This window comes from Burkholderia sp. YIM B11467 (genome assembly GCF_052952715.1).
Window position 1 is genome coordinate 641,085 of sequence record NZ_JBQVSQ010000001.1, and the last position, 26,240, is coordinate 667,324.

Genomic DNA, 26,240 nt, shown 5'->3' on the forward strand with positions numbered 1-26,240 from the left:
GCCGTTTCTCCCTAGTCGCGTTGCATGTTGCCGGCGTTGCTCTTGACGGACTTCCTGTCGAACTTGGGACGCCCCGTCTCCTTGTATGCCTTCTCCCAATCTTCGTCGGACATCCCCGCCTTCACCTGCGCCTGGGCGGAACCGTTCGGTAACGGAGGCGGCTTGATCTTGTGGCCGGACGAATTGCTGGTCTCCTGCGCACTCGCATCCTGAACCGCGACGGTGAAGGCGAGCGCGGAGATTAATGTGACGAGTGATCCGACGGTGCTCAACCCGCGCCCAAAATATCGATTGCGATGAGAAAGCATGATTTTCATCCTTTGATATGCAAAATAAGTTCATCTCGTTAACTAAACGAGCACGGCGGCATGCCGTTCATAATCGGGGCGTTATGTCGTTTTTTGTTTCACGCCTGATACCGGATAAAAAATCCCGGATTGGATAGTTCGATTTTCAAGCTAGAACCGTACCAACGGTCGCAAATGGGCATAGGACCAAGGCACCGGATTTGACGTGTCGCGGCGACCCGAAATTGTCTCGATAAAACGTTTCAGGCATGCAACGTGGCCAGTGCCGCGAATTTAATCTGACAAACGAGTGAAGCCTGTTCGGACAATTCAGGGAAAACCAGTTACTCCGTGCGCCCGGTAAATTACGACGCGGCAATCGACTCGGTGGCTCGCGCGTGCAATGGCGACTGCAGAGCCGGATTTTCGAGTTCAGCGCGAATCTTTCCGGTCCGTGAGCGTATCAATCGCATGACGAATTCCCGTTCGTGAAAATCAGGGCCTGGCAAAGGGTCTGAAAATCACTTTTCATCGGATCAGTCGACCGCGTGTTTCAGCACTGAAACATTTGGCTCGGATTCGGTGGGACAATCCCGCACGTCACCTCCCGACGCCCGGAAGGTCAAGGGCGGCGCAGCGATGGCGCACGACTTGCTTCACGAGCAGTGCACCGAGTAGACGGTAAACGGGGCGTGCTGCGAGGAGCTGAATCGAGCGTGGCTGCAAGCGTTGAAGAATATGAGGACGGAGGTAAGCAAGCGGAACACCGACTTTCAAAAGTCACCCACTGAACATGTTTCATCTTTAGCGATGTTACGTGGTCGTATCGAAAAAAATCGAGGCCAGATCGAGTCTTTTACGAGCGACGAAAATGAATGTGGTGCGAGCCACGAAGTGGGCGTGACGGGGACGACGAGGACGAGGATGATTTCGCCCTGCGTTGGTATGCGGGAGACGAATTACATATAAGAGAAAATCTCGGATAAATGATGGCCAATACAGTATGGATTGCATATTTATATGCACTTAACGCTATTGCCATTATGACCGCAATCGTCATCTTGGTAAGCACACTGGATGACCTTACGCTTGATGCCTGTTACTGGTCATTCGAGATCGGGCGCGTCCTGCGTCGCGAAAAAACACCGACAATTGATATCGGCATGCTGCGCGCCCAGGAAGAGCGTTATTTGGCGCTGATGGTGCCGGCGTGGAAAGAATATGACGTGATCGCCAAAATGATCGAAAACACATTGGCGACCATCGAATACGAGCGCTATGTCATCTTTGTCGGCACCTATCACAACGACGCCGAAACCACGGCCGAGGTCGAGCGGATGGTTCGCCGGTATCCGGGCCGCGTGACACGCGCGACGGTCATGAACGACGGGCCGACCTGCAAGGCCGATTGCCTGAACTGGATCATCGAAGCCATCCTGCGCTACGAAGCGACTCATCATATTCAGTTCGCGGGCGTCGTGATGCACGACTGCGAAGATGTGATCCATCCGGTCGAACTCAAATACCTCAGTTATGCCATTGCGGACAGCGACCTGGTCCAGCTTCCCGTTCTGTCATTGCCGCGGAAATGGAACGAGTTCGTGGCCGGCTGCTATATGGACGATTTCAGCGAAACGCACCAGAAGGATGTGCCGGCACGAGCCCGTTTGACCGGCGTCGTCCCGGGCGCGGGCGTTGCGTCCTGCTACAGCAGGCGCGCCATCGAAGCGGCGATGAAAGAACGCGACGGTTGTCCGTTCAACACCAGTTCGCTGACCGAAGACTACGACTTCAGCTTTCGGTTGAGAGACCTCGGGATGAAGGAAACCTTTGCCCGTTTTCCGCTTTCGGATATCCCGCACGACGCAGGGGCCACGCGTGCAAACGGCAAAGTCGCCAATCGAAACCTGCTGGCCACGCGCGAGTATTTTCCAAAGACATTTCGTACCGCATATCGACAGCGTGCGCGCTGGATCCTCGGCATCTCGTTTCAGGGCTGGGAACAACTCGGCTGGAAGGGTAATTTCCTCACCCGCTACATGTTCTTCCATGATCGCAAGGGCATCGTGACGTCGCTGTTTTCGGTGGTTGCTTATGGCGTGCTGATCAATTTCGTATCGATTTCGGCGCTTCAGCAGCTCGGCCATGTCGTTCCCGTCAGCGCCTCTCTCGTCACGGTGGGCGACTGGATGGCCCCGCTGCTCTGGGTGAACACCGTCATGCTGGTGGTCCGTGCCGGGCAGCGCTACTACTTTGTCAGCAAGCTGAACGGTCCGCTCCAGGGGCTGCTGTCGATTCCGAGGATGTTCGTCAACAACCTGATCAATTTCTATGCGGTTTGCCGGGCATGGCGCATCTATATCGGCCACCTCGTAAGCGGCAAGCCCATCGCATGGGACAAGACCAGCCATACCTACCTGTCGAACGCCGAGCTCGGGAAAGCGCGCCTCAAGATTGGCGAGATCCTCGTCGGTTGGGGTGTGGTTTCACTGGAGCAACTGCAGGCAAGCCTGGAGAAACAGTTGACGTGCGGCAAGCGGCTGGGCGAACTGTTGATCGAAATCAGCGCGATCTCCACCGAATCGCTGGCGGATGCGATCGCGGAACAAGCGGAACTCCCCCGCGTGAGCCTGGGCAACGTGGCGGTCGGCCACTTCGCGGACTCGCTCGCGTTCGAGCTGCAGTACGCGTATCGGGCGGTCCCGTTTTCGACCGCGGACGACGGCACGTTGAACGTTGCGGTCGGGCGGCCGCTCACGCCGGACGAACAGGATATCGTGCGGCGCGGCGCGAAGGCGAACGTCGCCTATTTCATTGCCTGCGATGCCGAGATTGCAGCCGAACTCGCCCGGCACTCGCGCTTCGTCGAACTCGCACGAGCGCGCGACGCCGATGACACAACATCGCACGGATCCCCGGTGAAAAAGCCCTCGGGACAACAGGCATGAAACACTCCCGACTCCCGATCACAACCGGCCTCACGCGCTGCATCCGGCTGAGCGCCCTGGCGCTCGCCGTGTCGCTGGCGTGGCAAGGCCCGGCCTACGCCGCGCAGCCGCTCACCCGCAACGCTTATCGCCTCGCCGATGGCGCATACAAGGCGATCAGCGCCGGCGACCTGCCCCGCGCGGAAGACTATGCGCGGCGCGCCCTCAAGATTCAGCCGGGAAGCGAACAGCTCGGATTGTTGCTCCTCGACGTCTACAAGCGGGAAGGAAGGATCGACGAAGCGGATGCGATGGTGGAATCGTTGCGCGTTCGTTTTCCGAAGAGCGCGGCGGTCATGGCCGAGCATGGTTACCTCGCGCAGCGGCAGGAGCGTTATGACGTGGCGTGCAGCGATTTCTCGGGCGCCGTCGCGACGGGCAAATGGAGCAAGGAGCAGCAGCGCAACCTGCGTCTTGCGTGGTCGGACAGCGCGCTTGCGGCAAAGCGTCCGCATGAAGCCGGCGTTGCACTGGCGCCGTTGGCCGATGAACAATCCGCCGTGGTTCAGCTGCGTATCGCGCAGTTGAGCCTGATGTCGGGTGATCGCGACAGCGCGATCCGCGTGGCGAATCTCGCCGCCAGCGACGCGACGACGGACGGCGAACGGAAAATGGCCGAGTCGATCGTGGCGCAGGCCCAGCAGCCCGAGCAGTCGCCGGAAACGCCGGTGGACAATACCGCGCAACAGAAGCTGCAGGAGGCCTATGACCTGCTGCGCGAGCACAAGGATCGCGAGGCGCTCGACGCGTTCCAGGAAGGTTTCGACGGCGGCGCGGGCAACGCGATGAACTACGCGGACGCAGGGTATGCGGCCAAGCGTATCGGTTTGAACGAGCAGTCCGTCCAGCTGTTCGAGCATAGTCTCGACGCCGACGAGGACGAACACAAGTTCGACGCGCAGCACAAGTTCGGCTATCGGCGAGAGGTCGAGCAGCTTCAGCGCACGTGGGGTTTCGTGCTGAGCGCGCCTTACCAGTCGGCCGCATTCGGTCCGCAAGGCACCATCAGCGTACTGCAACCGGGTATCGAGGCGTACTGGCAGCCGCCGAAGATCGGCTATCAGAACGGACGCATTCTCCAGTTCTTCCTGCGCGGATACGGCACGGCCTACGACGGGACGGGCAACGTGACCGGCATGCCGACCGTACAGGGTTCGGTGGGCGTGCGTTACAAGCCGATACCCGACCAGAACGTCGTGTTGACGGCCGAGCGGCTATTTCACGTGGGCAGCCTGTCGATGACGGACTGGCTGATGCGCCTGGGCTATTCATCGGAAGCGGGCACCGACCTGCAGGTCACCGAACCGAGCTGGCGCAGCTGGCAGGCCTATGTCGAAGGGGCGTACTTCATCAAGGCAGGCCGATACATCATTTATTCGGAGTTGCGTTACGGGCACACCTGGCGTCTGACGGCGATCAGCGACAGGCTGACCGTTTATCCGCATGCCGCGGTGGCCGGCGATCACGACAACCGTGAGCTGGACAAGACCGCGATCGGTGCGGGCCCCGGTGTCCAGTTCCGGTACTGGTTTCGTGAAGGCAAGTACAGCGCACCGGCGAGTTATCTCGATGTGACGGTGCAATACAGGTTCCCGTTGACGTCAGCGGCACGCGCACGTGGTCTCGTGGTACGCGCGACATTGTGGTTCTAACCGACTTCGCTGACGCTTGTGTACGGAACGCGCAATCAGTTGGGGGACTTGAGGGTGATGATGGTTTGACGCAGCAGCTGGAAGTACGAGCTCGTCGTGTACGGCAGCATCTGTTCGACGTAGTTCCACCAGAAGAAACCACCGATGAAACGCGGGTCGTTCATCGTGTTGACCATCGGGTAGTACGTCTTGATCAGGTTCTGCTGCACCGACGCCGGCGCGGACGTTTCCGAGGTACCGATTTCGCCGAAGCCGACCTTCGCGTTCGGGAAGATGCTTTCCAGCGCCGCGAAATCGTTCTTCCACGTCGGGTTCAGCCCCGGGCAATCCTGGTACGGGTAGTAGCTGAACAGCGCGTAGTCGGCCTGCTGGCGAACCGTCGAGGACAGGAACGTCGTCGGCCAGGTCTTCCAGTAATCCAGGGGCTTCTCCCAGCAGTTGTTGCCCTTGCTGTCGTCGTTGTAGTACAGCGTGATCGCAGTCTTGCCGCCGTTCGATTTCACGATCGTGTTGGCCGCGGCGACCATCTGGCCGATCTGCTGCTCTTCCGAATTGACCACCGAGTTCGTGCCGCTCGGGTCGTTACGCAGCCATTCGCCGTTGATTTCGTTGGCGATCTCCCACACGTCGACGGTGTTCTTCAGTTGCGACACCAATTCCTGCGTTCGCGCCTTGTACGTGGCGAGATCCGTCGGGAAATAGTAAGAATCGTAGACCTCGCCCATCACGTATGCGACGGCGTGCAGGCGCAGCAGCGGTGCGTAGTAATCCGCGGCCGACGTACCCGGATCGAACACGACACGCACGGTCGGCCGGTACGGCAGGTTCTGCAGCGACGCGATGATCGAATCCAGTTTCGTCAGATCGTCGAGCGTCACGCCGTAGACGGGATTCTTCAGAGGTTCGACCTGGGCTTGGGCGGACTGGGACAAAGGCAAAAGCCCAGCATAAGCAATGCACGCGGCAACGGCCGTGCGCGAGATGTTTTTCGTCAGTTTTTTCAAAACGTCCTTCCATCCTAAAGTAAGAAGAAGCGCGATTTTAGACGAAAATAAAAGCTAATTATCGGATGATACAGACAGAAATGGCGACGGAACGGTGCAAGGCCGGAATCCGAGGCGTGGGTGTTTGCGCATCACGCAGGAGAAGTTGCGACACGATGCCGCAGGGAGATATGTCCAGCATCCCTAAACGAATATCCAGCAACATTGGATCGCAACGCGGTCGAATAGTGATACCGGTCACCACCCGGGTCCTGCTGCTGTGCGATGGAATGCGAACCGATCGTCGTCCTGCTTCGGACGGTCGATCAGGTAGATGCGACGCGATTGGCTTCGATCGCAGCCAATGCCACCATGTTCACGATCGGCTGCACCGTCGGCTGGAAGTGAAGATGTTCACAGGCGCGTCGACGTTCGGACACCTGCCACGACAACAACCGGGACAGCAGCGAAAGCAAGCTATCCTTCCCTTCCACGACCGCGGACTGAATGCGGGCACGCATGCCATTCTTCACCCCAGTTGGTCTGACCTGGCGATGCTCGACGAGCACGCCCCATCGGCCGGCGCGATCATCTCGAAGGGTTCACATGGAGTACGTCATCCATCAGGAAGTGCCGTCAGTATCGACCTACATCGAGATTCGCCTCGCTGCCGGGTTGAGCAGAAAGTCGGAACAAGCCGCAACGATCGGGCTGAAGAATGGCCTTTTTAGCGTCGTCGCGTACTTGGGCAGTGTCCCGGTCGGAATCGGCAGGGTAATCGGCGACGGCGGTTGCTTCTTCGAGATCGTGGATATCGCCGTATTGCCCGCTCACCAGAAGAAAGGCGTAGGCGATCTGATCATGCGAGCACTCATGGATTACATTCACGAGAATGCCCCGCCGACCGCCTATGTCAGCCTGATGGCGGATCATGGAACACCGAAGTTCTACGAGCGATACGGCTTCCAGCCATCGGTACTTCCCGAAAAAGCGGGCATGTTTCTCCGCATCGCCTGACCGGAAGATCGCATTCACTGGATTGGCTCCAACACGCCACCCGTTGATTGGCGCGATGTCGTGAGAACCCCTCGTCACAGCGTGCACGTGTCTTCTGTTCCGGTCTGAGTATTCAAAACTGTATCTGTCGGGAGAAGCGTTGCGTCGTTACTCTGGCTCGATGCCATGAGACGCACCTCTTCGATAGCGACAGAAAACATGGAAGTGATTACTCAAGCGTTTGCAGACCGATTCGCCAGCGAATGGATCGAAGCATGGAATTCACGCGACCTCGATCGTATCCTCGCGCATTACGACGACGATTTTGAGATGTCATCGCCCATGATCATCAGGATCGCGGGAGAGCCGAGCGGGCGTCTTTGCGGCGCAAAAAACGTCAGGGCGTATTGGTCAAAAGCCCTTGAGATGATCCCCGACCTGCATTTCGAGTGGGTCGCTACTTTCGCAGGCGTAGACAGCGTAGCGATTCACTACCGAGGGGCAAACGGACGGCCAGCGCTGGAAGTATTCCACTTTGGACCGGCGGGAAAGGTCAAGCAGGCATTCGCTCACTACCAGAGCTAGCGGATTCATGCTGCCGATACGCCCTTGGTCTCGCTGTCGACGAACCGTGCGGCAACCCGACTGCTCTTGATCGCCAAACGCGCGTGGGCATGACGTGAGACGGCCAGAATCCGGCTCGTCCAAAGTTTTTCATCGAACAACTTCATCAACGAAGGAAATTTCGTGAGCACGAAAGAACAGCACGTTGCATCGTCCAGCCCCTTCACCGTCGAACGACTGGCCTCATTCGCCGACGGAAATGCCGGTGGCAATCCTGCGGGCGTCGTGATCTGCGACGCGCTACCGGATGCGTCGATCATGCAGGCGATTGCGGCGGAAGTCGGCTATTCCGAAACGGCGTTCGCCGCTCCGGTCGAGGCGGGCTGGCGGGTGCGCTATTTCGCACCGGAAATCGAGGTCCCCTTCTGTGGCCACGCGACCATTGCACTCGGGGCCGCGCTTGCCCGGCGCGAAGGAGACGGGCTGTTCCACCTGCAGCTCAATCAGGCGAAGATCACGGTCGACGGGCATCGCGACGGCGCAACCTTGCTGGCGGCCTTGCAGTCCCCTCCCACGCACAGTGAGCCGGCGCCGGCCGATCTGGTACAGGACGTCCTGACCTTGTTTGGCTATGCCCAGGGCGATCTCGATCCGCGCCTGCCGCCTGCGATTGCAGAAGGTGGCGCGAAGCATTTTGTCCTGGCTCTTGCGGATCGTGCCCGCCTGTCGGAAATGCACTACGACCTCGAGGCTGGCCGCGAACTGATGCTGGCCCACGGCTTTGCCACGATCGCCCTGGTGTATGCGGAGCATCAACGGCTGTTTCATGCGCGCAATCCCTTCGCCGCAGGCGGCGTGTACGAAGATCCGGCGACCGGCGCTGCAGCGGCTGCCCTGGCGGGTTATCTGCGGGACATCGAATGGCTGCGCGAGGGTTCGATCGACATCATCCAGGGCGTGGACATGGGCATGCCCAGCCGTATCCACGTGGAAATTACCCCTGAGATCGGGGCGAGCATACGGGTGTCGGGAGCCGTTCGATCCCTGGCCTGACGCGATTCATTGCGGATGGCCCATGCCATCTGCGCCAACAGTGCCGACGACGACGACAACACTCAAGCGCTGACCCATGCTCGCGCCAGTTCCAGCGCGTCGACATGGGACGCCTTGACGGGAGCGGGCATCGCCCGCTCCCACGAGCGCCAATCGATCAGCCAGCCACGTTGCGATTCGCCTCGATCACCGTCAACGCCGCCATATTCACGATCCGCCGCACGGTCGCGCTCGAAGTAAGGATGTTCACCGGCGCGTTGACGCCGAGCAGGAACGGCCCCACCGCCACGTTGCTGCCCGCCTCGGTCTTCAGCAGGTTGTACGCGATGTTGCCCGCATCCACGTTCGGGCAGACCAGCAGATTGGCCGCCCCCTTGAGCGGCGACATCGGCAACAGCCGCGACCGCAGCCCTTCATCCAGCGCGCAGTCGCCGTGCATCTCGCCGTCGGCTTCGATATCCGGTGCCTGCTCCCGGACGATCTCCAGCGCCCGGCGCATCTTCACGCCCGAAGCCGCACTCCCCGACCCAAAATTCGACCGCGACAGCAACGCCACCTTCGGCGTCAGGTCCAGCCATTCCATCTGCCGGGCCGCGGCGATCGTGAATTCCGCGATCTGCTCGGCATCGGGGTTGTCGTTGACGTGCGTATCCACCAGCGCCACCGTCCGCTGATCGAGCAACAGGATGTTCATCGCCGCATAGGTCGACGCGCCCGGCTTCCTGCCAATCACTTCGTCGACGAAGCGCAGGTGATTGTGATACTCGCCCACCGTCCCGCAGATCATCCCGTCCGCATCGCCGAGCCGCACCATCATCGCGCCGATCAGGGTCAGGCGACGCCGCATCTCGACCCGCGCCATTTCCTTCGAGATGCCGTCGCGGCACCGCAGCTCCCAGTACGTCGTCCAGTACTGCGGGAACCGCTCGTCATATTCCGGATTGGTCACTTCGACATCCTGACCGAGTCGCAGACGCAGGCCGAATCGCTCGATGCGCGCCAGCAGCACCTCCGGACGGCCGACCAGGATCGGACGGGCCAGCTTCTCGTCGACGATCACCTGCACGGCGCGCAGCACGCGCTCGTCTTCGCCCTCGGTGAAGACGATCCGCGCCTTGCCGCCGTCACGCACGAGCCGACGCGCCGTCGCGAACAACGGCTTCATGAACGCGCCGGAGTGGTAGACGAATTGCTGCAGCTGCTCGACGTAGGCATCCAGATCCGTCAGCGGGCGCGTCGCCACGCCGCCTTCCATCGCCGCCTTGGCCACGGCCGGCGCGATACGAACGATCAGGCGCGGGTCGAACGGCTTCGGAATCAGGTATTGCGCGCCGAACGCGACGTCGTATGCGCCATAGGCCGCGGCCACGACTTCGTTCTGCTCTTCCTCGGCCAGCCCGGCGATCGCGTGAACCGCGGCGATCTCCATTTCGCGGGTGATCGTCGTCGCGCCCACGTCCAGCGCGCCGCGGAAGATATACGGGAAGCACAGGACGTTGTTGACCTGGTTCGGGTAGTCCGAGCGGCCGGTCGCGATGACGACATCGTCACGCGTCGCATGCGCCAGTTCCGGAAAGATTTCCGGCGTCGGATTGGCCAGCGCGAGGATCAGCGGACGCGGCGCCATCGCCTTCAGCATCTCCGCGGTCAGGATCCCGCCGACCGACAGGCCCAGGAACACATCCGCGCCGCCGATGACTTCGGCCAGCTTGCGCGCGTCGGTTTCCTGCGCAAAGCGCGACTTCGCCGGGTCCATCAGCGTGGTCCGGCCGCGATAGACGACCCCTTCGATATCGGTCACCCAGATGTTTTCGACCGGAAGCCCGACGTCGACCAGCAAGTCCAGGCAGGCCAGCGCGGCCGCGCCGGCGCCCGACGTGACGACCTTCACTTCCTTGATCGACTTCCCGACGACCTTCAGCCCGTTGATGAACGCGGCCGATACGGTGATCGCGGTGCCGTGCTGATCGTCATGGAAGACGGGAATCTTCATGCGTTCGCGCAGCTTCTGCTCGACCGTGAAGCACTCCGGCGCCTTGATGTCCTCGAGATTGATGCCGCCGAAGGTCGGTTCGAGGCCGGCGATGATGTCGACCAGCTTGTCCGGATCGGTTTCGTTGATCTCGATATCGAAGACGTCGATCCCCGCGAACTTCTTGAAGAGCACGGCCTTGCCTTCCATGACCGGCTTGGACGCGAGCGGGCCGATATTGCCCAGACCGAGCACCGCGGTGCCGTTCGTGATCACGCCCACCAGGTTGCCGCGGCTCGTGAAGCGGTGCGCCTGCAGCGGATCGGCCGCGATCGCCTCGCACACCCCCGCGACGCCCGGCGTGTAAGCGAGCGCAAGATCGCGCTGGGTCACGAGCGGCTTGCTCGCGACGACCGAGATCTTTCCCGGGGTCGGAAATTCGTGATAGTCGAAGGCTGCCTGCTGCTGCGTCTCGGTCTGTTTCATGTTTTCGGTCCGGGCACGGGCGCCAGGCCAGTCCCGGCGCGATCCATTGAGGTGATTCTAGGGATCCGCCATAAGGGGATGATTCTGTTTTAATATCGGTCCATCACTTTTTCATGATGGTTGCGTGGTCGGCCGATGACATTCGACGCGAACGACGTGGTCAGGCGGCTGAGCGCACGCCTGAAGATGCGGCATCTGGTGCTGTTGCTGCAGATCCAGCAGCACGGGTCGCTGACGCGCGTCGCGGAGCACATGGCCAGCAGCCAGCCCGCCGTGACGAACGCGCTGTCCGAACTGGAGAGCATGTTCGGCACGCCGCTGTTCGAGCGCTCGTCGCGCGGCATGCGGCCCACCGCGCTCGGCGCGGTCGTGCTCGAACGGGCGAAGGCGATGATCAAGGATCTCGACCACCTTGCCCGCGAGATGGAGACCGTCGCCGCCGGGCATGCGGCACACCTGCACATCGGCGTGATTCCGTTCATTTCCGGCCAGATGCTGTCGGCGGCGCTCAAGCGGCTGCAATCGCGCATGGAGCGGCGCCTGACCGTGACGATTCACGAAGGCACCAGCGATCAGCTCCTGCTGCAGCTCAAGGACCACAGCGTCGACATCGTGATCGGGCGCGCGTCCTCGGCGATCGATCTGGGCCAGGTTTCGTTTGAAGTCCTGTACCAGCAGCAGCCGCGCATGATCGCGAGCCGGCGTCTTGCCGCCAAACTGGCCCGCACGACGCTGGACTGGAACAAGCTGCACGCGCTCGACTGGATTCTCGGCGCGCCGCATACGCCGATGCGGGAACAGGTGACCGACCTGTTTCTGTCGGCGGGCATTCCGCCCCCCGTTCCGGTCATCGAAAGCTATTCGTCGAAGCTGATCGGCGAAATGATCGCGTCGAGCGACGAGGCCGTCTCGATCGTGCCGGCCGATATCGCGGAGGAACTGGTGCGGATTGCCGGCGTGGCGATCGTGCCTTACTCGCTGGTCTGGACGCTGCCGCCCATCGCGCTGTTTACCCGCGCCGCCGACTCGCACTCGCCGGCACGCGACCTACTCGTCGACGCGCTGCGCGAGGTATGCAAGGCGACGTACGGGGACGCGCAGCGGTAACGCTTCCGGCGCCGGCGTTGAATGGCGCTTCGGGCCCGCCGGAAACGGTCATTCGCCCCGACGGATACTCGATGCACCCGCGGCCGGCTACTGGCCGGCGGTGAGACGCCGCAGTATTTCCCCACGCTCGGCGCTCAGCACATGATCCGAGCCCTCGCCCCGGTCATAGCGCCTGGCTGTCCGGTACGAAAAGCGCTTTTTGTACTGACTGGTTGCGGGATCGAACGTCCACGCGTCGACGTCGAAAAAATGCTTGTCGAAGTGACTCTCGTCCTTGGCCCAGACATAGTCGGCCCGAACAAACAGCGGATACGGCGAGATGTCCGGCACCTTCCACATCGCGCGATCGGCCATCTCCGTTTCGGTGATGACCGGCATCAGGTTCTCGATCGTTCCGTTCGTGCCGTAACGCAATACCGCAACGCGCTCCAGCATCCCGCTGCCGCCGCCCGAGAACGTCCCCGAGAAGAACACCCACGACCCGCCCGACGCAATCGGCAACCGTTCGGACCGTGGGTTCAGGCCGAACTGATACCGCTCTTTGGTGGAACCGGGAACCGGAGTCGATGGCATTTCGAAGCACGGGGCGTGGTCGGGAAGCACGCAGAGTTTCACGCCGGACAGCGGGAGCCCGTCGGCATCGAGCTTGCCCTCCGTCTGGGTGAAGCGCGGGAACGCAGGTTCGCCGGACGCCGCTCGAACGTCGGCGATGCCGACGACAGAAATGCTCAGGATCACCCCGAGCGCCTTACCGACCCAGCGCATGCACGCCCCCTCTCTCATGTATTGATTGCCGCGGATTGTCGATGATCCGGCCGCGCCTGTCGAATGGACGGTGGCGGCGCTGCCCGGCCTTTCGCGGTCACGAATGGGCGACACCACACGTACTGCGTCGGCATCGAAGCGCACAAGAGCCTGTTTGACGAGAACCGCGCGAGCCGGCTCTCCGAACAAAAAAACGCCAACCCGCAGGTTGGCGTTTTGCCTGAAGTACGACCGGTATCAGAACTGGTTCATCGTGTTGTCCTTGCCCGCCGCCTTCAGCGCCGCTTCGCCGCTGAAGTATTCCTTGTGGTCGTCGCCGATGTCCGAGCCGGACATGTTCTGGTGCTTGACGCAGGCGATACCCTCGCGGATTTCCTTGCGCTGCACGCCGGCCACATAACCCAGCATGCCTTGGTCGCCGAAGTATTCCTTGGCCAGGTTGTCCGTCGACAGTGCAGCCGTGTGGTAGGTCGGCAGCGTGATCAGGTGGTGGAAGATACCCGCTTCGCGCGACGCATCGGCCTGGAAGGTCCGGATCTTTTCGTCGGCGAGCGTCGCCAGTTCGGTCTGATCGTATTCCACGCTCATCAGCTGGGCGCGGTCGTATGACGACACATCCTTGCCCTCGGCCTTCATCGCGTCATACGCCTGCTGACGGAAGTTCAGCGTCCAGTTGAACGACGGGCTGTTGTTGTACACCAGCTTCGCGTTCGGGATGACCTTGCGGATCTCGCTGACCATGCCGCCGATCTGCGCGATATGCGGCTTTTCGGTTTCGATCCACAGCAGGTCGGCGCCGTTCTGCAGCGACGTGATGCAATCCAGCACGCAGCGCGCTTCGCCCGAGCCGGCGCGGAACTGGAACAGGTTGCTCGGCAGGCGCTTCGGACGCAGCAGCTTGCCGTCGCGCTTGATCACGACGTCGCCGTTGCCGAGTGCGTCAGCCGAGATTTCGTCGCAATCGAGGAACGCGTTGTATTGGTCGCCCAGGTCGCCCGGCGTGGTGGTCACGGCGATCTGCTTGGTCAGGCCGGCGCCCAGCGAGTCGGTACGGGCCACGATGATGCCGTCGTCCACGCCCAGTTCGAGGAACGCGTAGCGGATCGCGCGGATCTTGGCCAGGAAGTCCTCGTGCGGCACCGTGACCTTACCGTCCTGGTGGCCGCACTGCTTCTCGTCGGACACCTGGTTCTCGATCTGAATGCAGCATGCGCCCGCTTCGATGAACTGCTTGGCCAGCAGGTAGGTGGCTTCCGCGTTGCCGAAACCCGCGTCGATGTCGGCGATGATCGGCACCACGTGGGTGACGTGGTTGTCGATCTTGTCCTGGATGGCGGCCTTGGCGGCGCCTTCGGCTGCATCCAGCTGGCGGAACAGGCCGCCCAGTTCACGGGCGTCGGCCTGGCGCAGGAACGTGTACAGCTCGCGGATCAGCGCGCTGACGGAGGTTTTTTCGTGCATCGACTGGTCCGGCAGCGGGCCGAACTCGGAGCGCAGCGCAGCCACCATCCAGCCGGACAGGTACAGGTAGCGGCGCTCGGTGCTGTTGAAGTGCTTCTTGATGGAGATCATCTTCTGCTGGCCGATGAAGCCGTGCCAGCAACCCAGCGACTGCGTGTACTTGGACGGGTCGGCATCGTACGCGGCCATGTCGGCGCGCATGATCTTCGCGGTGTACTTGGCGATATCCAGGCCCGTCTTGAACTTGTTCTGCGCACGCATGCGAGCGGCGTACTCGGGGCTGATGGCATTCCACGCGCTGCCGTGGTTTTCTTTCAAACCGGCAACTGCCTTGATGTCGTCTTGATACTGGGCCATGTCAATCTCCTGGGAGCAAAGCGCGTTTGAGTAAATGGTTGAGCCTGCCGCTCCGTTTCTCGAAGCGAACTGCATGACTTAATAGTAACGCCGCTTCGACGCGCCTCGGTGAAGTCTTATATAAGACATAAGAGATAATTTTTCGTTATTTTTCAATGAGATAGGCATCCGTTTTTGCGATGCAAAACAAGTTTTCAAGCGGCGAAAAAGGGACGCCGCGGGAATTCGACGTGGATTTCGCAATGCGAAACGCCCTTTCGGCTGCTGGAGGAAGGCGCAAACACGGATGGCGCGGGCAACGCTTGCCGGCGTCGACAGTTGCCCATCGCGCCAGCCAATAAAAAAAGCCCGACAAAGTCGGGCCAATGAGCGAGATACAAGGAGAGATCCCGCTCACCCCACATCGAGCGGTCACGCCGCGCTACACGATGTCTTTGAGATCAGGGCGAGATCCGGCGAGCGCGCACGAGCCTGCGATCGATCATCGGTCACCGTACGTGGCTGGAAGGATTCGGCAAAAAAAGCTATTGCGAAACGGGCGCGCCGGATGACCCGTCCGCCGGCATTGTCGGGAGCGGCATGGCCGCCGTGTTGTTCGAACCGCCGCCCGTTGCACTCGGGGTGCCCGTGGTGCCGGATTGTCCGCGGCGGCCTCGGTGCGTGCCATGCACGACCGCGGGCTCGCTCGCTGCGATCGGCCGCATCGGCGGATGCGCGATGTACTGAAAGTTTTCATTGATCGCGCTATTGCCCGTGTCGTACTGCGGGTGCACGAACACGCTGCTGACGACGGGCGCACTGGCCTGCGCGAACGCGGCCGGCACGACGAACATCACGGCGCTTGCCGTCGCCGCGCTCAACGCGACGATGCGCACGAGCGAACCGGCATCACGACCTGTCGGGCGTACTGTCACGCTACGTTTCTCCAATGTGCTTCGGTCGGCGATGGTTCGATCGCCTGTCACGCCCGCTCGAAAAAATGGGCCCGCGCATGAGAGCGCGGGCCGAGCGGAGGTATCACAACACCTTGGGGGGACAAGGCGAAGCCAGTCTAGCCCGTGTCGCCGAAAAGAAGATTTCATGCCGGATTACAGCTATTACCTCATATGACGAAGCAATGGCCGCGTCGTTCGTCAGCCTGCGTAACCGCGCGGCGTGTTGCTCGCCGGCTTCGCTTCGGGCCGATGGATGGGCGTCGTGGCAGATCCGACGAATGCCACCTAATATGACGACCAGCCCCCTCACGACGGAGCGCTTGATGATCCCCTCCCCAGCATCGTCACAACAGTCTCCTGCCGATCCGGCGCTCGCCGGGCGCGTCGACGCGGTACTGTCCCGTCAACTCGACACGCAGCGCCTGGTCGGCGCGGTCGTCCTGGTCGCCCGGCACGGCGAACTCGTCTATCACCGCGCGGCCGGGTTCGCGGATCGCGAATCGCGCACGCCGATGCGCGAAGACACGCTGTTCAGACTCGCATCGGTGACGAAACCGATCGTGTCGACGGCCGCGATGGCGCTCGTGGCACAGCACAAGCTGTCGCTCGACGACGACGTCACCCGCTGGCTGCCCGATTTCCGTCCGGCCCTGCCCGACGGCCGCGTGCCGGCGATCACGGTGCGCCAGCTGCTCACGCATACCGCCGGCCTCGACTATCGCTACCACGAACCCGACGCGAATGGCCCCTATGCGCGCGCGGGCGTGTCCGACGGGATGGACGGCGCATCGATCACGCTCGCCGAAAATCTGCGCCGGATCGCAAGCGTGCCGCTGCTGTTCGCGCCCGGCACCCACTGGAACTATTCGCTGTCGATCGACGTCATCGGCGCGCTGATCGAAGCCGTCTGCGGCGTGCCGCTCGCGGACGCCATCGATGCGCTCGTGCTCCGCCCGCTCGGTGCGCGCGAAACGGCTTTCGTCGCACGCGATCCCGCACGGCTCGCTACGCCCTACGTCAACGACACGCCGCAGCCGCACCGGCTCGCCGAGAACGAAGCCGTGCCCATCGACGAAGGGACCGTCGGCGTCACGTACTCGCCGTCGCGCGCACTCGATGCGCAGGCGTTCGCATCGGGCGGTGCGGGGATGGTCGGTACGGCCGGCGACGTGCTGACTGTGCTGGACACGCTGCGCGCGGGTGGCGGCGCCATCCTGCCGGTCGACCTGGTCGACGAGATGGGCCGCGTACAGACCGGCGACTTCGAATTGGCCGACCTGCCCGGCGCGGGCTTCGGGATCGGGTTTTCGGTGTTGCACGACCCGCAGGCGGCTGCGTCGCCAGAATCCGTCGGCACATGGCGCTGGGGCGGCGTCTACGGTCACTCGTGGTTCGTCGACCGCGCACGCGGGCTGACCGTCGTGTCGCTGTCGAACACGCTCTACGAAGGGATGAACGGCCGGTACACGCTCGATCTGCGCGATGCCGTCTACGGCGTCGGATAACGCGCGAAACGAAAAAAGGCCCGACACAGTCGGGCCAATGGGTTTGAGACACAAGGAGAATCCCGCCCACCCCATACCGGGCGGTTACGCCGCGCTACACGACGTTCTTTTCGACGATCGGCCGGTTTTCCAGCACACGCGCCCAGCCGAGCGACGACAGGTCGAGCGTTTCATAACGCCCGCCCAGAATCAGTTCGCTGACACCACGCCCGGTCGCGGGCCCCTGCTGCAGCCCGTGCCCGCTGTAACCATTCGCGAACACGACGTTATCGAGCGCCGGGTGATAACCGATGATCGCGTTGTGGTCGAACACGTTGTACTCGTAGTATCCGGACCAGCAGTTCTCCACGCGCAGCGCCTCGAACTCGGGCACGCGATTCGCGAGCGTCGGCCAGATCACCTCGTCGAACAGGTCATGGTCGACTTCATCGAGCGGCAGGTCGTCCGGGTCGCGGTCCGGGCTCGGCGACGTCCCGCAGATATACGTGCGCCCTTCCGGCCGGAAATACACGCCGGTCGGGTCGATCAGCAGCGGGCAATCGGTGAGCTTGGCCGGCGACGACACGTTGAAGATGCTGCGGCGCCGCGCATAAACGGGAATATCGATGCCCATCATCGACGACAGCGTGCGCGTCCACGCACCGGCCGCATTGACCAGCGTGTCGCACGCGTAGCGCTCGCCGTCGCCCGTCACGACATGCGTGATCTTCCGTCCGTCGCGCACCACCGACTTCACATCGGCCGGCACATACCGCACGCCCAGCGACTGCGCTTTCTTGCGCAGCGCCTGCACGAGCCCGTAGCCGTCGAACCAGCCTTCGCCGCTCACGCCATACGCGCCCGACACGAGATCGTCGACGTTCAGCCACGGAAACTTCGCGCGCAGCGCATCGCAATCCATCAACCGGATATCCGCGCCGAGGCGGGTCTGCAGCGCGTGATTCTCGCGCAGCGTCGCGTCGCCCGCCGGCGTCGCGAGGAACAGGTAACCGCCTTCGTGCAGATCGATCGACGGCCGGTTGCCGTCCACTTCGAGCCGTTCGCCGATCGTGCGCAGGAAGTCGATGCCGAACAGCGACATCTCGATCGACAGCGGCGTCGAGAACTGCTGGCGAATCGACGCGGCCGACAGCGCCGACGACGATCTTGCATAGGTGGGGTCGCGCTCGATGACGGTCACGGATACCGTGGGATCGGTGGCGCGCAGGAAATAGGCGATCGAGCTGCCGATCACACCACCGCCGACGATGACGACTTGAGAACTCACGACTGACTCCAGTTGCACATGAAAGGCGCGGCCAGCCGGCCGTGCCCGAAGGTTGTTCGTGCCGCGTCGCGCGCGGCGCCGCGCGGGCAGACTTCCCGGCCAAGGCCCCCGGCGTGCGCCGCGATCGCAACCAATCGCTCAGGGTATTTCAGCACGTCCGGCAGCACCGCGAAAGCCTGCGCGCGCTCGGGCTCAGTCCGCCGATTTCGTCGTGACGGGCTGCCACGCGGCGTTCTTCACTTCATACAGCGTCGAACTCGGGTTCTTCAGGTCGCCCGTGTTCGTGAACGCGATCGTGCCCGTGATGCCGTCGTAGCGCGTGCCCTTCAGCGCGCCGTTGAAATCGGCCGGCTTCGTCGAGTTCGCCTTCTGCATCGCATTGATCGCGATCCACGTCGCGTCGTATGCGAACGGCGCATACGCGAGCATGTCGACACCGTACTTCTGCTTGAATTTCGTTTCGAACAGCTTGCCCTTCGCGAGGCGCGACAGCGGCTGCCCGTATTCCCACACGGCCGCGCCTTCCGCCGCATTGCCGGCCAGCTTGATGAAGTTCGCGTTCATCACGCCGCCGCCCGCGAGGAACTGCGCACGGATGCCGAGCTGGCGCATGCGCTTCACGAGCATCGCGGCCTGCGCGTCGAGCCCGCCGAAGAACACGAGATCCGCATTCGTGCTCTTGATCTTCGTGAGCTGCGCGCTGAAGTCGACGGCCTTGTCGTTCGTGAATTCGCGCGCGACGATCGTGCCGCCGTTCGCCTTCACGGCCTTCTCGAACTCGTCGGCTTCGCCCTGGCCGAACGCGGTGCGGTCGTCGATGATCGCGATGCGCTTCGCCTTGGTCACGCTCGCCGCATAGGCGCCCGCGTTGCCGGCGTTCTGCGTGTCGGTCGCGATCACGCGGTACACGGTGCCGAGCCCGGCGCGCGTGATGTCGGGATTGGTCGCCGACGGCGTGATCATCGGAATGCCGGCCTTCGCGTAGATCTTCGATGCGGGCAGCGTCGTGCCCGAATTGAAATGGCCGATCACGACGGCCACCTGCGCATCGGCGAGCTGCTGCGCGGCCTGCACGCCGGTGCGCGGATCGCTCTGGTCGTCCTGCGATGCGACGACGAACTTCACGGGCTTGCCGCCCACCGTCGTATGCGCGGCGTTCGCTTCGTCGACGGCCATCCGCACGCCGTTCTCGATGTCCTTGCCGTACGCGGCGCCGCCGCCCGTCAGCGGGCCGGCCACGCCGACCTTGACGACCGTCTCCTGCGCATGGGCCGCGCCCGTCTGGAACGCGAGGAGCGCGGCGGTCAATGCGACGCCGGAAAGCGAACGAATACGGAACGTCATGGCAGTCCTTCTTCTGTGAGTCGGGATGCAACGCGCGACTGCCGCGCGTCGGCGACCTCCCGCACGCCGGTGATTGCGTCCGCCGCCGGGGCGCCGTTCAATGCGCCCGACCCGCCGGCCGATCACCGCGGTTCCGTCTCCGAAGAACCTTACGCCGCGAAAGAGGTGAATGGATTGTGGGTAGCCAATACCGGAGCAGCAAACGAAATATCGGAACTACGTAGTGAGGATTTGTCATCAAGTTCCGTGGGCCCGAACGGCACACGGCCCGCGCGACGGCGGGCCGTGAATTGAAGACATCAAAGGGGTATCGCGCCGGCGCCCGTCCATCAAGGCCGGCCGTGGTCATGCCGACGGCGCATCATCGATCAGTGCCGATCCGTGCGCGCAGGCTTGCACACCGCATCGGCCGCCTCGCCGGCCTTCTCCTGGATCTTGCCGGCCTGCTGTTCGGCGACGCCGTCCGCTTCCGTCTTGCGGTCGCCCGTCACCTTGCCGAGCGCTTCCTTGAGCGATCCCTTGACCTGCTTCAGCTTGCCTTCGATGCGATTCCTGTCCATGGTCGTCTCCTGCGATGGTGGGAGAGAGCCGGCGGCGTGACGGCCCGCGCCGCGCCGCCGAGTGGACAGGTTCGCAGGCCTGCGCCGCGCGCGGCAGATGCGAATGCACCGGCACGCATGGTGCATTCGTACCGACGGCGTCAGTCCTTGCCCTTCGCGCCGCCCTTCTCGCCGCGCGCGCCGTTCGCTTCGGCCGCGCCGACGATCCCGCGCTCGCGCGCCCACACGATCGCCTCGCCGCGGCTGTGCACGTCGAGTTTCGCGTAGATCGTCGCGACGTGATTGCGCACGGTGTTCGGCGCGAGCCCGAGGCGGCCGGCGATTTCCTTGTCCGCGAGGCCGTGGCACAGCAGGTCGAACACGTCGCGCTCGCGCGCGGTCAGGTCCGACAGTTGCGCGCCCGCGTCCGGCGCATTCGCGCGCCGCACGTTCGCGAGCTTCTCGATCAGCGTGCGGCTGAACCACGACGCATCCTGCATCGCGGTCTCGATCGCGTAGACGAGCTCCATCTCGGTGCGCTTGCGATCGCTGATGTCGAGCAGCGCGACGAGCAGGCAGTCGCGCCCGTGAATCGCGACCGGGTCGGCCGACACCACGCAATCGCGCACGTCGCCGTCGCGCGTGCGGATCTGCACGTCGGCGTTGCGCACGTTGCCGTCGCGTGCGAACCGGGCCTCGATGCGCGGCCACGCGCCGCGTTCGGCCCACAGTCCGATCTCGTCCGCGGATTTGCCGAGCAGGTCGTCCTGCGCATGGCCCGTCATCGCGGCAAACGCGCCGTTGACGTCGAGCAGCTCGAAACGGTCGGCCGTGACGATCGCGGTCGCGACCGGCGCCATCCGGAATGCCGTCGCGAACCGCTCCTCGCTCTGCCGCAGCGCGCGCTCGGCCTGCTTGCGCGGTTCTAGATCCATGAACGTGAACAGCATGCAGGCCTCGTCGTTCATGTCGATCGGCTGCCCGGCGACGACCACCGCCTTCGTGCTGCCGTCCGCGCGCTTCAGCACGGCCTCCATCTGCGGGATCGTCGCGCGTTCGCCGAGCCGCTCGATCGCGAGCTCGCGCCGTTCGGCCTGTTCGAGCACGTCGACCTCGTACACCGAACGGCCGAGCACGTCGTCGCGCGCGTGGCCGGTCATGTCGAGAAAGCCCTGGTTGACCTTCACGTAGCGCAGATCGTCGAGCCGGCAGATCACGGCCGGCGCCGGGTTCGCGTTGAAGGTGCGCTCGAAGCGCTCCTCGGCGCTCGCCCATTCGGTCGCGTCGTGCAGCACCAGTGCGAGACAGTCGGGCTCGCCGGCCGCGTTCGTCAGCACGAGGCTGCGGATCCGGTGAACCCAGCTCACGGTTTCGTCGGCGGCCGATTCGACTTCGACCGTCACGTCGCTGAACGCCTCGCCCGCGATCACGCGATCCATCGGATAGTGCCCCTCGCGCACCGGGTGGTTGTTCCGGTAGCGCAACCGGAAACGCTCGCGATATTCGGTGACGGTCGCGCCGAGCGCCTTCAGCTCGGTCACGCCATGCATCGCGAGCGCGGCCTCGTTCGCCCAGACGATCCGCTGGTCGGGCTCGACCAGGATCACGCCCTCGGTGAGCCCCGCGATGATCTGATGCAGCTGGCGCCGGTCGGTATGCGACTTGAGCGCCTGTTCGTTCACTTGTTCGTTCATCGAATCGTTCCACGTGATCGGTATGGCCACGGCCGCGTCGCCTCTTCGTCGACGCGCGCCGGACGGCGCGTGTGGCGATGATCGCTTGCCGCGCATGGACGCAACAGGCGCGAATGCACTATCCGCCATAGTACATTCGCACGGCATACCGCCGCCGTACGGTACCCCGCCGATCCGGCAAGCATCCGTCGCGCACGCCTTTCCCCGCGCCGCCGGCGACACGTACCCACCCGCCCCATCTCCGCCCCCCGTGCAAACGCACTAGCCGATCCGGTGAATTTGCGCGATGTCCGCCTGCGTTCGCCCCGGTACGCTGGTCCTGCATCGGCGCTCATGCGCTGCCTTCCGAACCGCAGAGGAGAAGCACGATGAAACTTCATCAGACACCCGATCCGACGCGGCCCGAACCGCATCCGGACAGTCCGCCCGAACCGCCGCCCGGCACGGACCCGCCGATTCCGCTGCCGCCCGACTTTCCGCGCCCGGACGTCCCGCCGCGCGAACCCGGCTACGACACGCCGATCGTCCGGTAACGGATCACGCGGATCGCATTCACCCATTCAACACGTCAACCGACGGAGAACCCGACCATGAACAAGACCCAGCCCCTTTCGACGCTGCTCGCCGTCAGCGCGGCCTTCCTGCTGAGTGCCGCACCGCTCACGAACGCGGTTGCGCAGGACGCGTCGGCCGACAACGGCATGAAGGCCGAATCGAGCCAGCCCGTCACCGACACGTGGATCACGACCAAGGTGAAGAGCCAGCTGGCCGCCACCGACGGCGTGAAGAGTTTCGACATCGGCGTGAAGACGGTCGACGGCACCGTCACGCTGACGGGCGTGCTGCCCTCGAAGATCGCCGTGAAGAAGGCGATCGCCGTGTCACGCGCGGTCAAGGGCGTGAAGCACGTCGACGCATCCGGCCTGAAGGCGAAGGCCTGACCTCCCGCGCGGCGGACGCCGCGCCGTTATCCCATTCCGACAGGAGCACACGATGAACGAAGACAAAATCAAGGGCCAGTGGAAGCAGCTCACCGGCAAGCTGAAGGCCAAGTGGGGCAAGCTGACCGACGACGATCTCGCGGTCGCGGAAGGCAATCGCGACTATCTGGCAGGCAAGATCCAGGAGCGTTACGGGATCGCCCGCGATGCGGCCGAGAAGCAGTTGAAGGAATTCGATCGCGAGCTGTAACGCGACCGGTAGCTTCACCCCGCCGCGGCGCCGTCGGCGTCGCGGCCACCAGGACGACGACATGGGCAAATATCTGATCGCCTGGCTGCTCGGCGTGCCGGCCGGGCTGCTGGTGCTGTTCTACCTGATCACCCACATCTTCTGACAGCGTGGCGCCCGGCGCGCTCCGCCTGTCTCTGCAAACTCCCCACTCACCCCGCTACGCGATCGCCAGCAACAGGGTGATCCACCGCCGCTTCGGATCGATCGGCAGCGCGCGCTCCGTCACATCGCGGCCGCCCAACGCAAATCGGGCAGGACGCGTGCGCGCCCTGCCCGATCGACTCATCGCTTCGACAGCGGGGCGCGACGCCCCCCACTTCCCGTCCGTTATTTCGCCGCGTTCGCCGTCATCTTGAAGATGCCCTGCGCGTTGCCCGCATCGAAACGCAGGTCGGTCACCCAGCGGCGCGCCGCCTGGTCGAACGTGCGCTTGCGCGTGATGAACTCGTAGAACGAACCCGGCACGTTGCGCTTCACCGTGCCGCCGTCGCGCGTGCGGAATTCGCGCTCGACGGTATCCGCGCGATAGGCGGTCTGGAACACGCGGCCCGAGCGCGAGCGCTCGACTTCCGGCTTCATCGGCCGGCCCTTCGCCTTCTCGTCGTCGGACAGCTTGAACACGTCGGTCACGCGGTCGGTCGCATGGTTGAACGCGTTGCCTTCGGTCGAGATCCACGCCATCTCCGCCGATTCCAGCAGCAGCGTTTCGTAGTCGAGCTCGTTCGGCAGGTCGTGCTGGCGGGAGAATGCGCCGACGATCTCCGGCAGCAGTGCGTGCGCCGCGTCGAGCGACAGCCAGCCTTCGCGTTCGACTTCCCACAGCATCGCGACGGCTGCCGGCGACAGCGGATCGCGCGACGAGCTGACGACGTTCGTCACGGCCTGCTGGAATTCCTTCGAGAAACGTTCCGGATGCAGTTCGCTGACGAAGAACTGCGCGATCTCGTCCGGTGCATCTTCATGCGCATACGCGCGGCCGGTCATGCCGAGCTTGTCGAGCGGGTAGCGGCCGTTCAGGCGGAAACCGAGCGGACGCAGGATGCGCGTGAACGCGGCTTCGCCCGGCGGCAGCGCGCCCGTGTGCGGCCAGCGCACCGTGCGCAGCGCGCCGTGATCGAAATAGACCGAGCCACCGCTTTCGATCGCGTCGGCCGTGTACGCGCGGCCGTTCGCCGAACGTTCGAGCAGCCCTTCGAACAGCGCCATGTTCATCGCCTGCGCGATTTCCGCGCGCGTCACGACGCCGTCTTCCCATTCTTCGAGGATGGCCGGCATGTTCAGGGTCGAGAACAGGGCGTCGGTCTTCGCCTGTCCCAGCAGCTTCGTCAGCAAGCTCTCGATATTCGGATTGCGCATCAGGATTCTCGTCTCGGGGGACCGCCGGCAAACGTGCCGGCAACTCGTCGGTCGGCCACCCCACGGGCGCCTGACCTTGCGTGGGGAGCATTATTCAAAGGGTTGCAGCCGGGCGTAAAGCGAGATTAAATTGACACGTGATGAGTTTTTGGAATTATTGGCTGTCCCCGATCCCGCTCGCCGGCCCGCGTCGGGCGGGTCCGTTCGTCAGATGAATAGAGCATCATGCGTAAATTCAAGATCCCCAACATGGGCGCGCTCGTGGCTTTCGAAGCCGCCGCGCGCCACGAGAGCTTCACGCACGCGGCCAAGGAGCTGTTCCTGACCGAAAGCGCGGTATCGCGCCAGATCGCGACGCTCGAGGCCAGCCTCGGCGTGCGGCTGTTCGCGCGCGTGAAACAGCGCGTCGTGCTGACCCGCGCCGGCAAGCTTTACGGCACGCAGGTGCGGCGCGCGCTGGAAACGCTCGACCGCGACACGCTGTCGATCATCGCGCACGGCAGCGGCGGCGGCTATCTGGAGCTCGCGGTACTGCCGACGTTCGCATCGCACTGGCTGATCCCGCGCATCAAGAGCTTCTACGACCGCACGCCGGATGTGCGCGTGAACATGGGCAGCCGCACCGACCTGTTCTCGTTCGAGGACACGCACTTCGAAGCCGCGATCCACTACGGCAAGCCGACCTGGCCCGGCACGTCGTCCGACTACCTGTTCGGCGAGGAAGTCGTGCCGATCTGCTCGCCCGCGCTGCTCGACGGGCCGGTCGAGCGCGTGGAGGATCTGCTGGCGTACCCGCTGCTGCACTCGACGACGCGCCCCGGCGCGTGGGCGCAGTGGTTCGAGGCGCACGGCGTCGAGGACATCCGCACGATGCAGGGCGTGCGCTACGAGCTGCATACGATGCTGATCAGCGCGGCCGCCGCCGGGCTCGGGATCGCGCTCGTGCCGAAGTTCTTCGTCGAGGAACAGTTGCAGCAGCTCGGCCTGATCGTGCCGTGCGACGCGGCGACGGTCGGCGATTCGGCGTACTACCTCGTGTATCCGACGGAGCTCAGCCACAGCAAGCCGCTAGAGCTGTTTCGCGGCTGGCTGCTCGAGCAGGCGAGCGCGTATGCGGCGCCGGAGGGCGATGTGGATGGCGCGGACGCGGAGGACGACGAGGACGTTGAATAGCGCGCCGGCTTCAGGTCACGGCGCGGCGGTGCCGCACGCGTGCCGCGTCGGCACGCCGGCCGCGACCACCTTCACCAGCCGCGCGCGATCGGGCGTCTCCAGCCCCGGGCACGCCGTTTCCAGATCGCGGATCACGATCGTCGCGCGCCCGTCGAGCCGGCACACGCCATCGGGCTGTGCGGCAGGCATTCGCAGGCCGCGCCTCGCGTCGATCTGATTCGTGAACACGATCACGCCCGCGCGTTGCGAGCGGTCCGGCAAGCGCCGGGCCGATGCGTCGTCCTCTTCGAACCACACGTCCGACCCGATCGATTCGTCGCCGTAATCGAGCGCGTAACGGCCCGACAGCGTGATCGCCCGCCCGACATGCACCGCGCGGCAGTCCGGCTCGGCGTCGGCCGGCACCGGCTGCGCACCCGCCGCGGCCGCGCTGCACGCCAGCAGCCACACGCACAACATGCGGGCACGGCCATGCAGGTTCGACACGTCAATCGCTTTCCGGATCATGGGCGGTAAGAGGCAGG

Annotated in this window: 24 protein-coding genes; 11 read left to right on the plus strand and 13 right to left on the minus strand. The window is 63.7% G+C overall.

The window, feature by feature from the left end; all coding sequences use genetic code 11:
* Nucleotides 1–11 precede the first annotated feature (11 nt).
* Nucleotides 12–317, minus strand: coding sequence for a hypothetical protein (locus tag ACTRWB_RS02865; protein ID WP_412025283.1), 306 nt, complete (start codon nucleotides 315–317; stop codon nucleotides 12–14).
* Between the two features lie 959 nt (nucleotides 318–1,276).
* On the opposite strand from ACTRWB_RS02865, the gene ACTRWB_RS02870 reads away from it, so the two are divergent.
* A complete protein-coding gene (locus ACTRWB_RS02870) occupies nucleotides 1,277–3,235 on the plus strand; it encodes a glycosyl transferase family protein (RefSeq protein WP_446900865.1) in 1,959 nt (652 codons plus the stop codon).
* Nucleotides 3,232–4,926 (plus strand): NfrA family protein, encoded by a 1,695-nt coding sequence (locus ACTRWB_RS02875; RefSeq protein WP_446900866.1) that lies wholly within the window; start codon nucleotides 3,232–3,234, stop codon nucleotides 4,924–4,926. The genes ACTRWB_RS02870 and ACTRWB_RS02875 overlap by 4 nt, the downstream gene beginning before the upstream one ends.
* Nucleotides 4,927–4,961: 35 nt before the next feature.
* Here the strand turns inward: ACTRWB_RS02875 and ACTRWB_RS02880 are convergent, their stop codons facing one another.
* Together ACTRWB_RS02880 and ACTRWB_RS02885 are read right to left on the minus strand one after the other, a co-directional pair.
* A complete protein-coding gene (locus ACTRWB_RS02880) occupies nucleotides 4,962–5,909 on the minus strand; it encodes a hypothetical protein (protein WP_446901404.1) in 948 nt (315 codons plus the stop codon).
* Between the two features lie 326 nt (nucleotides 5,910–6,235).
* On the minus strand, nucleotides 6,236–6,430 hold the full coding sequence (locus ACTRWB_RS02885) for a hypothetical protein (protein WP_446900867.1): 195 nt from the start codon (nucleotides 6,428–6,430) through the stop codon (nucleotides 6,236–6,238).
* Between the two features lie 85 nt (nucleotides 6,431–6,515).
* Between ACTRWB_RS02885 and ACTRWB_RS02890 the strand changes: the two genes are divergently transcribed.
* The 3 genes from ACTRWB_RS02890 (at nucleotide 6,516) to ACTRWB_RS02900 (ending at nucleotide 8,522) form a co-directional block, all read left to right on the plus strand.
* Nucleotides 6,516–6,926 (plus strand): GNAT family N-acetyltransferase, encoded by a 411-nt coding sequence (locus ACTRWB_RS02890; RefSeq protein WP_446900868.1) that lies wholly within the window; start codon nucleotides 6,516–6,518, stop codon nucleotides 6,924–6,926.
* A gap of 198 nt (nucleotides 6,927–7,124) precedes the next feature.
* Complete coding sequence (locus ACTRWB_RS02895) at nucleotides 7,125–7,490, plus strand: nuclear transport factor 2 family protein (protein ID WP_446900869.1); 366 nt, start codon at nucleotides 7,125–7,127, stop codon at nucleotides 7,488–7,490.
* 162 nt (nucleotides 7,491–7,652) lie between these two features.
* Nucleotides 7,653–8,522, plus strand: coding sequence for a PhzF family phenazine biosynthesis protein (locus ACTRWB_RS02900; RefSeq protein ID WP_446900870.1), 870 nt, complete (start codon nucleotides 7,653–7,655; stop codon nucleotides 8,520–8,522).
* Nucleotides 8,523–8,679: 157 nt separating this feature from the next.
* On the opposite strand, the gene ACTRWB_RS02905 is transcribed toward ACTRWB_RS02900, so the two are convergent.
* Complete coding sequence (locus ACTRWB_RS02905) at nucleotides 8,680–10,980, minus strand: NADP-dependent malic enzyme (protein ID WP_446900871.1); 2,301 nt, start codon at nucleotides 10,978–10,980, stop codon at nucleotides 8,680–8,682.
* A gap of 135 nt (nucleotides 10,981–11,115) precedes the next feature.
* On the opposite strand from ACTRWB_RS02905, the gene ACTRWB_RS02910 reads away from it, so the two are divergent.
* Nucleotides 11,116–12,087 (plus strand): LysR substrate-binding domain-containing protein, encoded by a 972-nt coding sequence (locus ACTRWB_RS02910; RefSeq protein ID WP_446900872.1) that lies wholly within the window; start codon nucleotides 11,116–11,118, stop codon nucleotides 12,085–12,087.
* An 87-nt stretch (nucleotides 12,088–12,174) separates the two neighbouring features.
* On the opposite strand, the gene ACTRWB_RS02915 is transcribed toward ACTRWB_RS02910, so the two are convergent.
* The 3 genes from ACTRWB_RS02915 to ACTRWB_RS02925 all read right to left on the minus strand — a co-directional run bounded on the left by ACTRWB_RS02915 (nucleotide 12,175) and on the right by ACTRWB_RS02925 (nucleotide 15,584).
* A complete protein-coding gene (locus ACTRWB_RS02915) occupies nucleotides 12,175–12,996 on the minus strand; it encodes a hypothetical protein (protein WP_446900873.1) in 822 nt (273 codons plus the stop codon).
* A gap of 93 nt (nucleotides 12,997–13,089) precedes the next feature.
* The gene (locus ACTRWB_RS02920; protein ID WP_446900874.1) at nucleotides 13,090–14,670 is read right to left on the minus strand and encodes an isocitrate lyase; all 1,581 of its coding nucleotides are present in this window, start codon (nucleotides 14,668–14,670) and stop codon (nucleotides 13,090–13,092) included.
* Between the two features lie 524 nt (nucleotides 14,671–15,194).
* A complete protein-coding gene (locus ACTRWB_RS02925) occupies nucleotides 15,195–15,584 on the minus strand; it encodes a hypothetical protein (protein WP_446900875.1) in 390 nt (129 codons plus the stop codon).
* Nucleotides 15,585–15,928: 344 nt separating this feature from the next.
* Between ACTRWB_RS02925 and ACTRWB_RS02930 the strand changes: the two genes are divergently transcribed.
* Nucleotides 15,929–17,110: a serine hydrolase domain-containing protein gene (locus tag ACTRWB_RS02930; RefSeq protein ID WP_446900876.1), complete on the plus strand. Its 1,182-nt coding sequence runs from the start codon at nucleotides 15,929–15,931 to the stop codon at nucleotides 17,108–17,110.
* A gap of 94 nt (nucleotides 17,111–17,204) precedes the next feature.
* Here the strand turns inward: ACTRWB_RS02930 and ACTRWB_RS02935 are convergent, their stop codons facing one another.
* From ACTRWB_RS02935 to ACTRWB_RS02950, 4 genes are all read right to left on the minus strand, one after another.
* Nucleotides 17,205–18,377: an NAD(P)/FAD-dependent oxidoreductase gene (locus ACTRWB_RS02935; RefSeq protein WP_343490793.1), complete on the minus strand. Its 1,173-nt coding sequence runs from the start codon at nucleotides 18,375–18,377 to the stop codon at nucleotides 17,205–17,207.
* A 192-nt stretch (nucleotides 18,378–18,569) separates the two neighbouring features.
* A complete protein-coding gene (locus tag ACTRWB_RS02940; protein WP_129516501.1) occupies nucleotides 18,570–19,721 on the minus strand; it encodes a branched-chain amino acid ABC transporter substrate-binding protein in 1,152 nt (383 codons plus the stop codon).
* 368 nt (nucleotides 19,722–20,089) lie between these two features.
* On the minus strand, nucleotides 20,090–20,281 hold the full coding sequence (locus ACTRWB_RS02945; RefSeq protein WP_446900877.1) for a CsbD family protein: 192 nt from the start codon (nucleotides 20,279–20,281) through the stop codon (nucleotides 20,090–20,092).
* Between the two features lie 140 nt (nucleotides 20,282–20,421).
* Nucleotides 20,422–21,954: a PAS domain S-box protein gene (locus ACTRWB_RS02950; RefSeq protein ID WP_412025297.1), complete on the minus strand. Its 1,533-nt coding sequence runs from the start codon at nucleotides 21,952–21,954 to the stop codon at nucleotides 20,422–20,424.
* Between the two features lie 368 nt (nucleotides 21,955–22,322).
* Here ACTRWB_RS02950 and ACTRWB_RS02955 point away from each other — a divergent pair, with 368 nt between their 5' ends.
* The 3 genes from ACTRWB_RS02955 to ACTRWB_RS02965 are packed head-to-tail and all read left to right on the plus strand — an operon-like array spanning nucleotide 22,323 to nucleotide 23,145.
* Complete coding sequence (locus ACTRWB_RS02955) at nucleotides 22,323–22,487, plus strand: hypothetical protein (RefSeq protein ID WP_343490799.1); 165 nt, start codon at nucleotides 22,323–22,325, stop codon at nucleotides 22,485–22,487.
* Between the two features lie 57 nt (nucleotides 22,488–22,544).
* The gene (locus ACTRWB_RS02960) at nucleotides 22,545–22,895 is read left to right on the plus strand and encodes a BON domain-containing protein (protein ID WP_343490800.1); all 351 of its coding nucleotides are present in this window, start codon (nucleotides 22,545–22,547) and stop codon (nucleotides 22,893–22,895) included.
* Nucleotides 22,896–22,947: 52 nt separating this feature from the next.
* Nucleotides 22,948–23,145: a CsbD family protein gene (locus tag ACTRWB_RS02965; RefSeq protein WP_048251752.1), complete on the plus strand. Its 198-nt coding sequence runs from the start codon at nucleotides 22,948–22,950 to the stop codon at nucleotides 23,143–23,145.
* A gap of 369 nt (nucleotides 23,146–23,514) precedes the next feature.
* Here ACTRWB_RS02965 and ACTRWB_RS02970 read toward each other — a convergent pair whose 3' ends face one another.
* On the minus strand, nucleotides 23,515–24,543 hold the full coding sequence (locus ACTRWB_RS02970) for a DUF1338 domain-containing protein (RefSeq protein ID WP_048251750.1): 1,029 nt from the start codon (nucleotides 24,541–24,543) through the stop codon (nucleotides 23,515–23,517).
* 225 nt (nucleotides 24,544–24,768) lie between these two features.
* On the opposite strand from ACTRWB_RS02970, the gene ACTRWB_RS02975 reads away from it, so the two are divergent.
* Nucleotides 24,769–25,716, plus strand: coding sequence for a LysR family transcriptional regulator (locus ACTRWB_RS02975; RefSeq protein ID WP_446900878.1), 948 nt, complete (start codon nucleotides 24,769–24,771; stop codon nucleotides 25,714–25,716).
* Nucleotides 25,717–25,731: 15 nt separating this feature from the next.
* On the opposite strand, the gene ACTRWB_RS02980 is transcribed toward ACTRWB_RS02975, so the two are convergent.
* The gene (locus ACTRWB_RS02980) at nucleotides 25,732–26,202 is read right to left on the minus strand and encodes a hypothetical protein (RefSeq protein WP_446900879.1); all 471 of its coding nucleotides are present in this window, start codon (nucleotides 26,200–26,202) and stop codon (nucleotides 25,732–25,734) included.
* Nucleotides 26,203–26,240 lie beyond the last annotated feature (38 nt).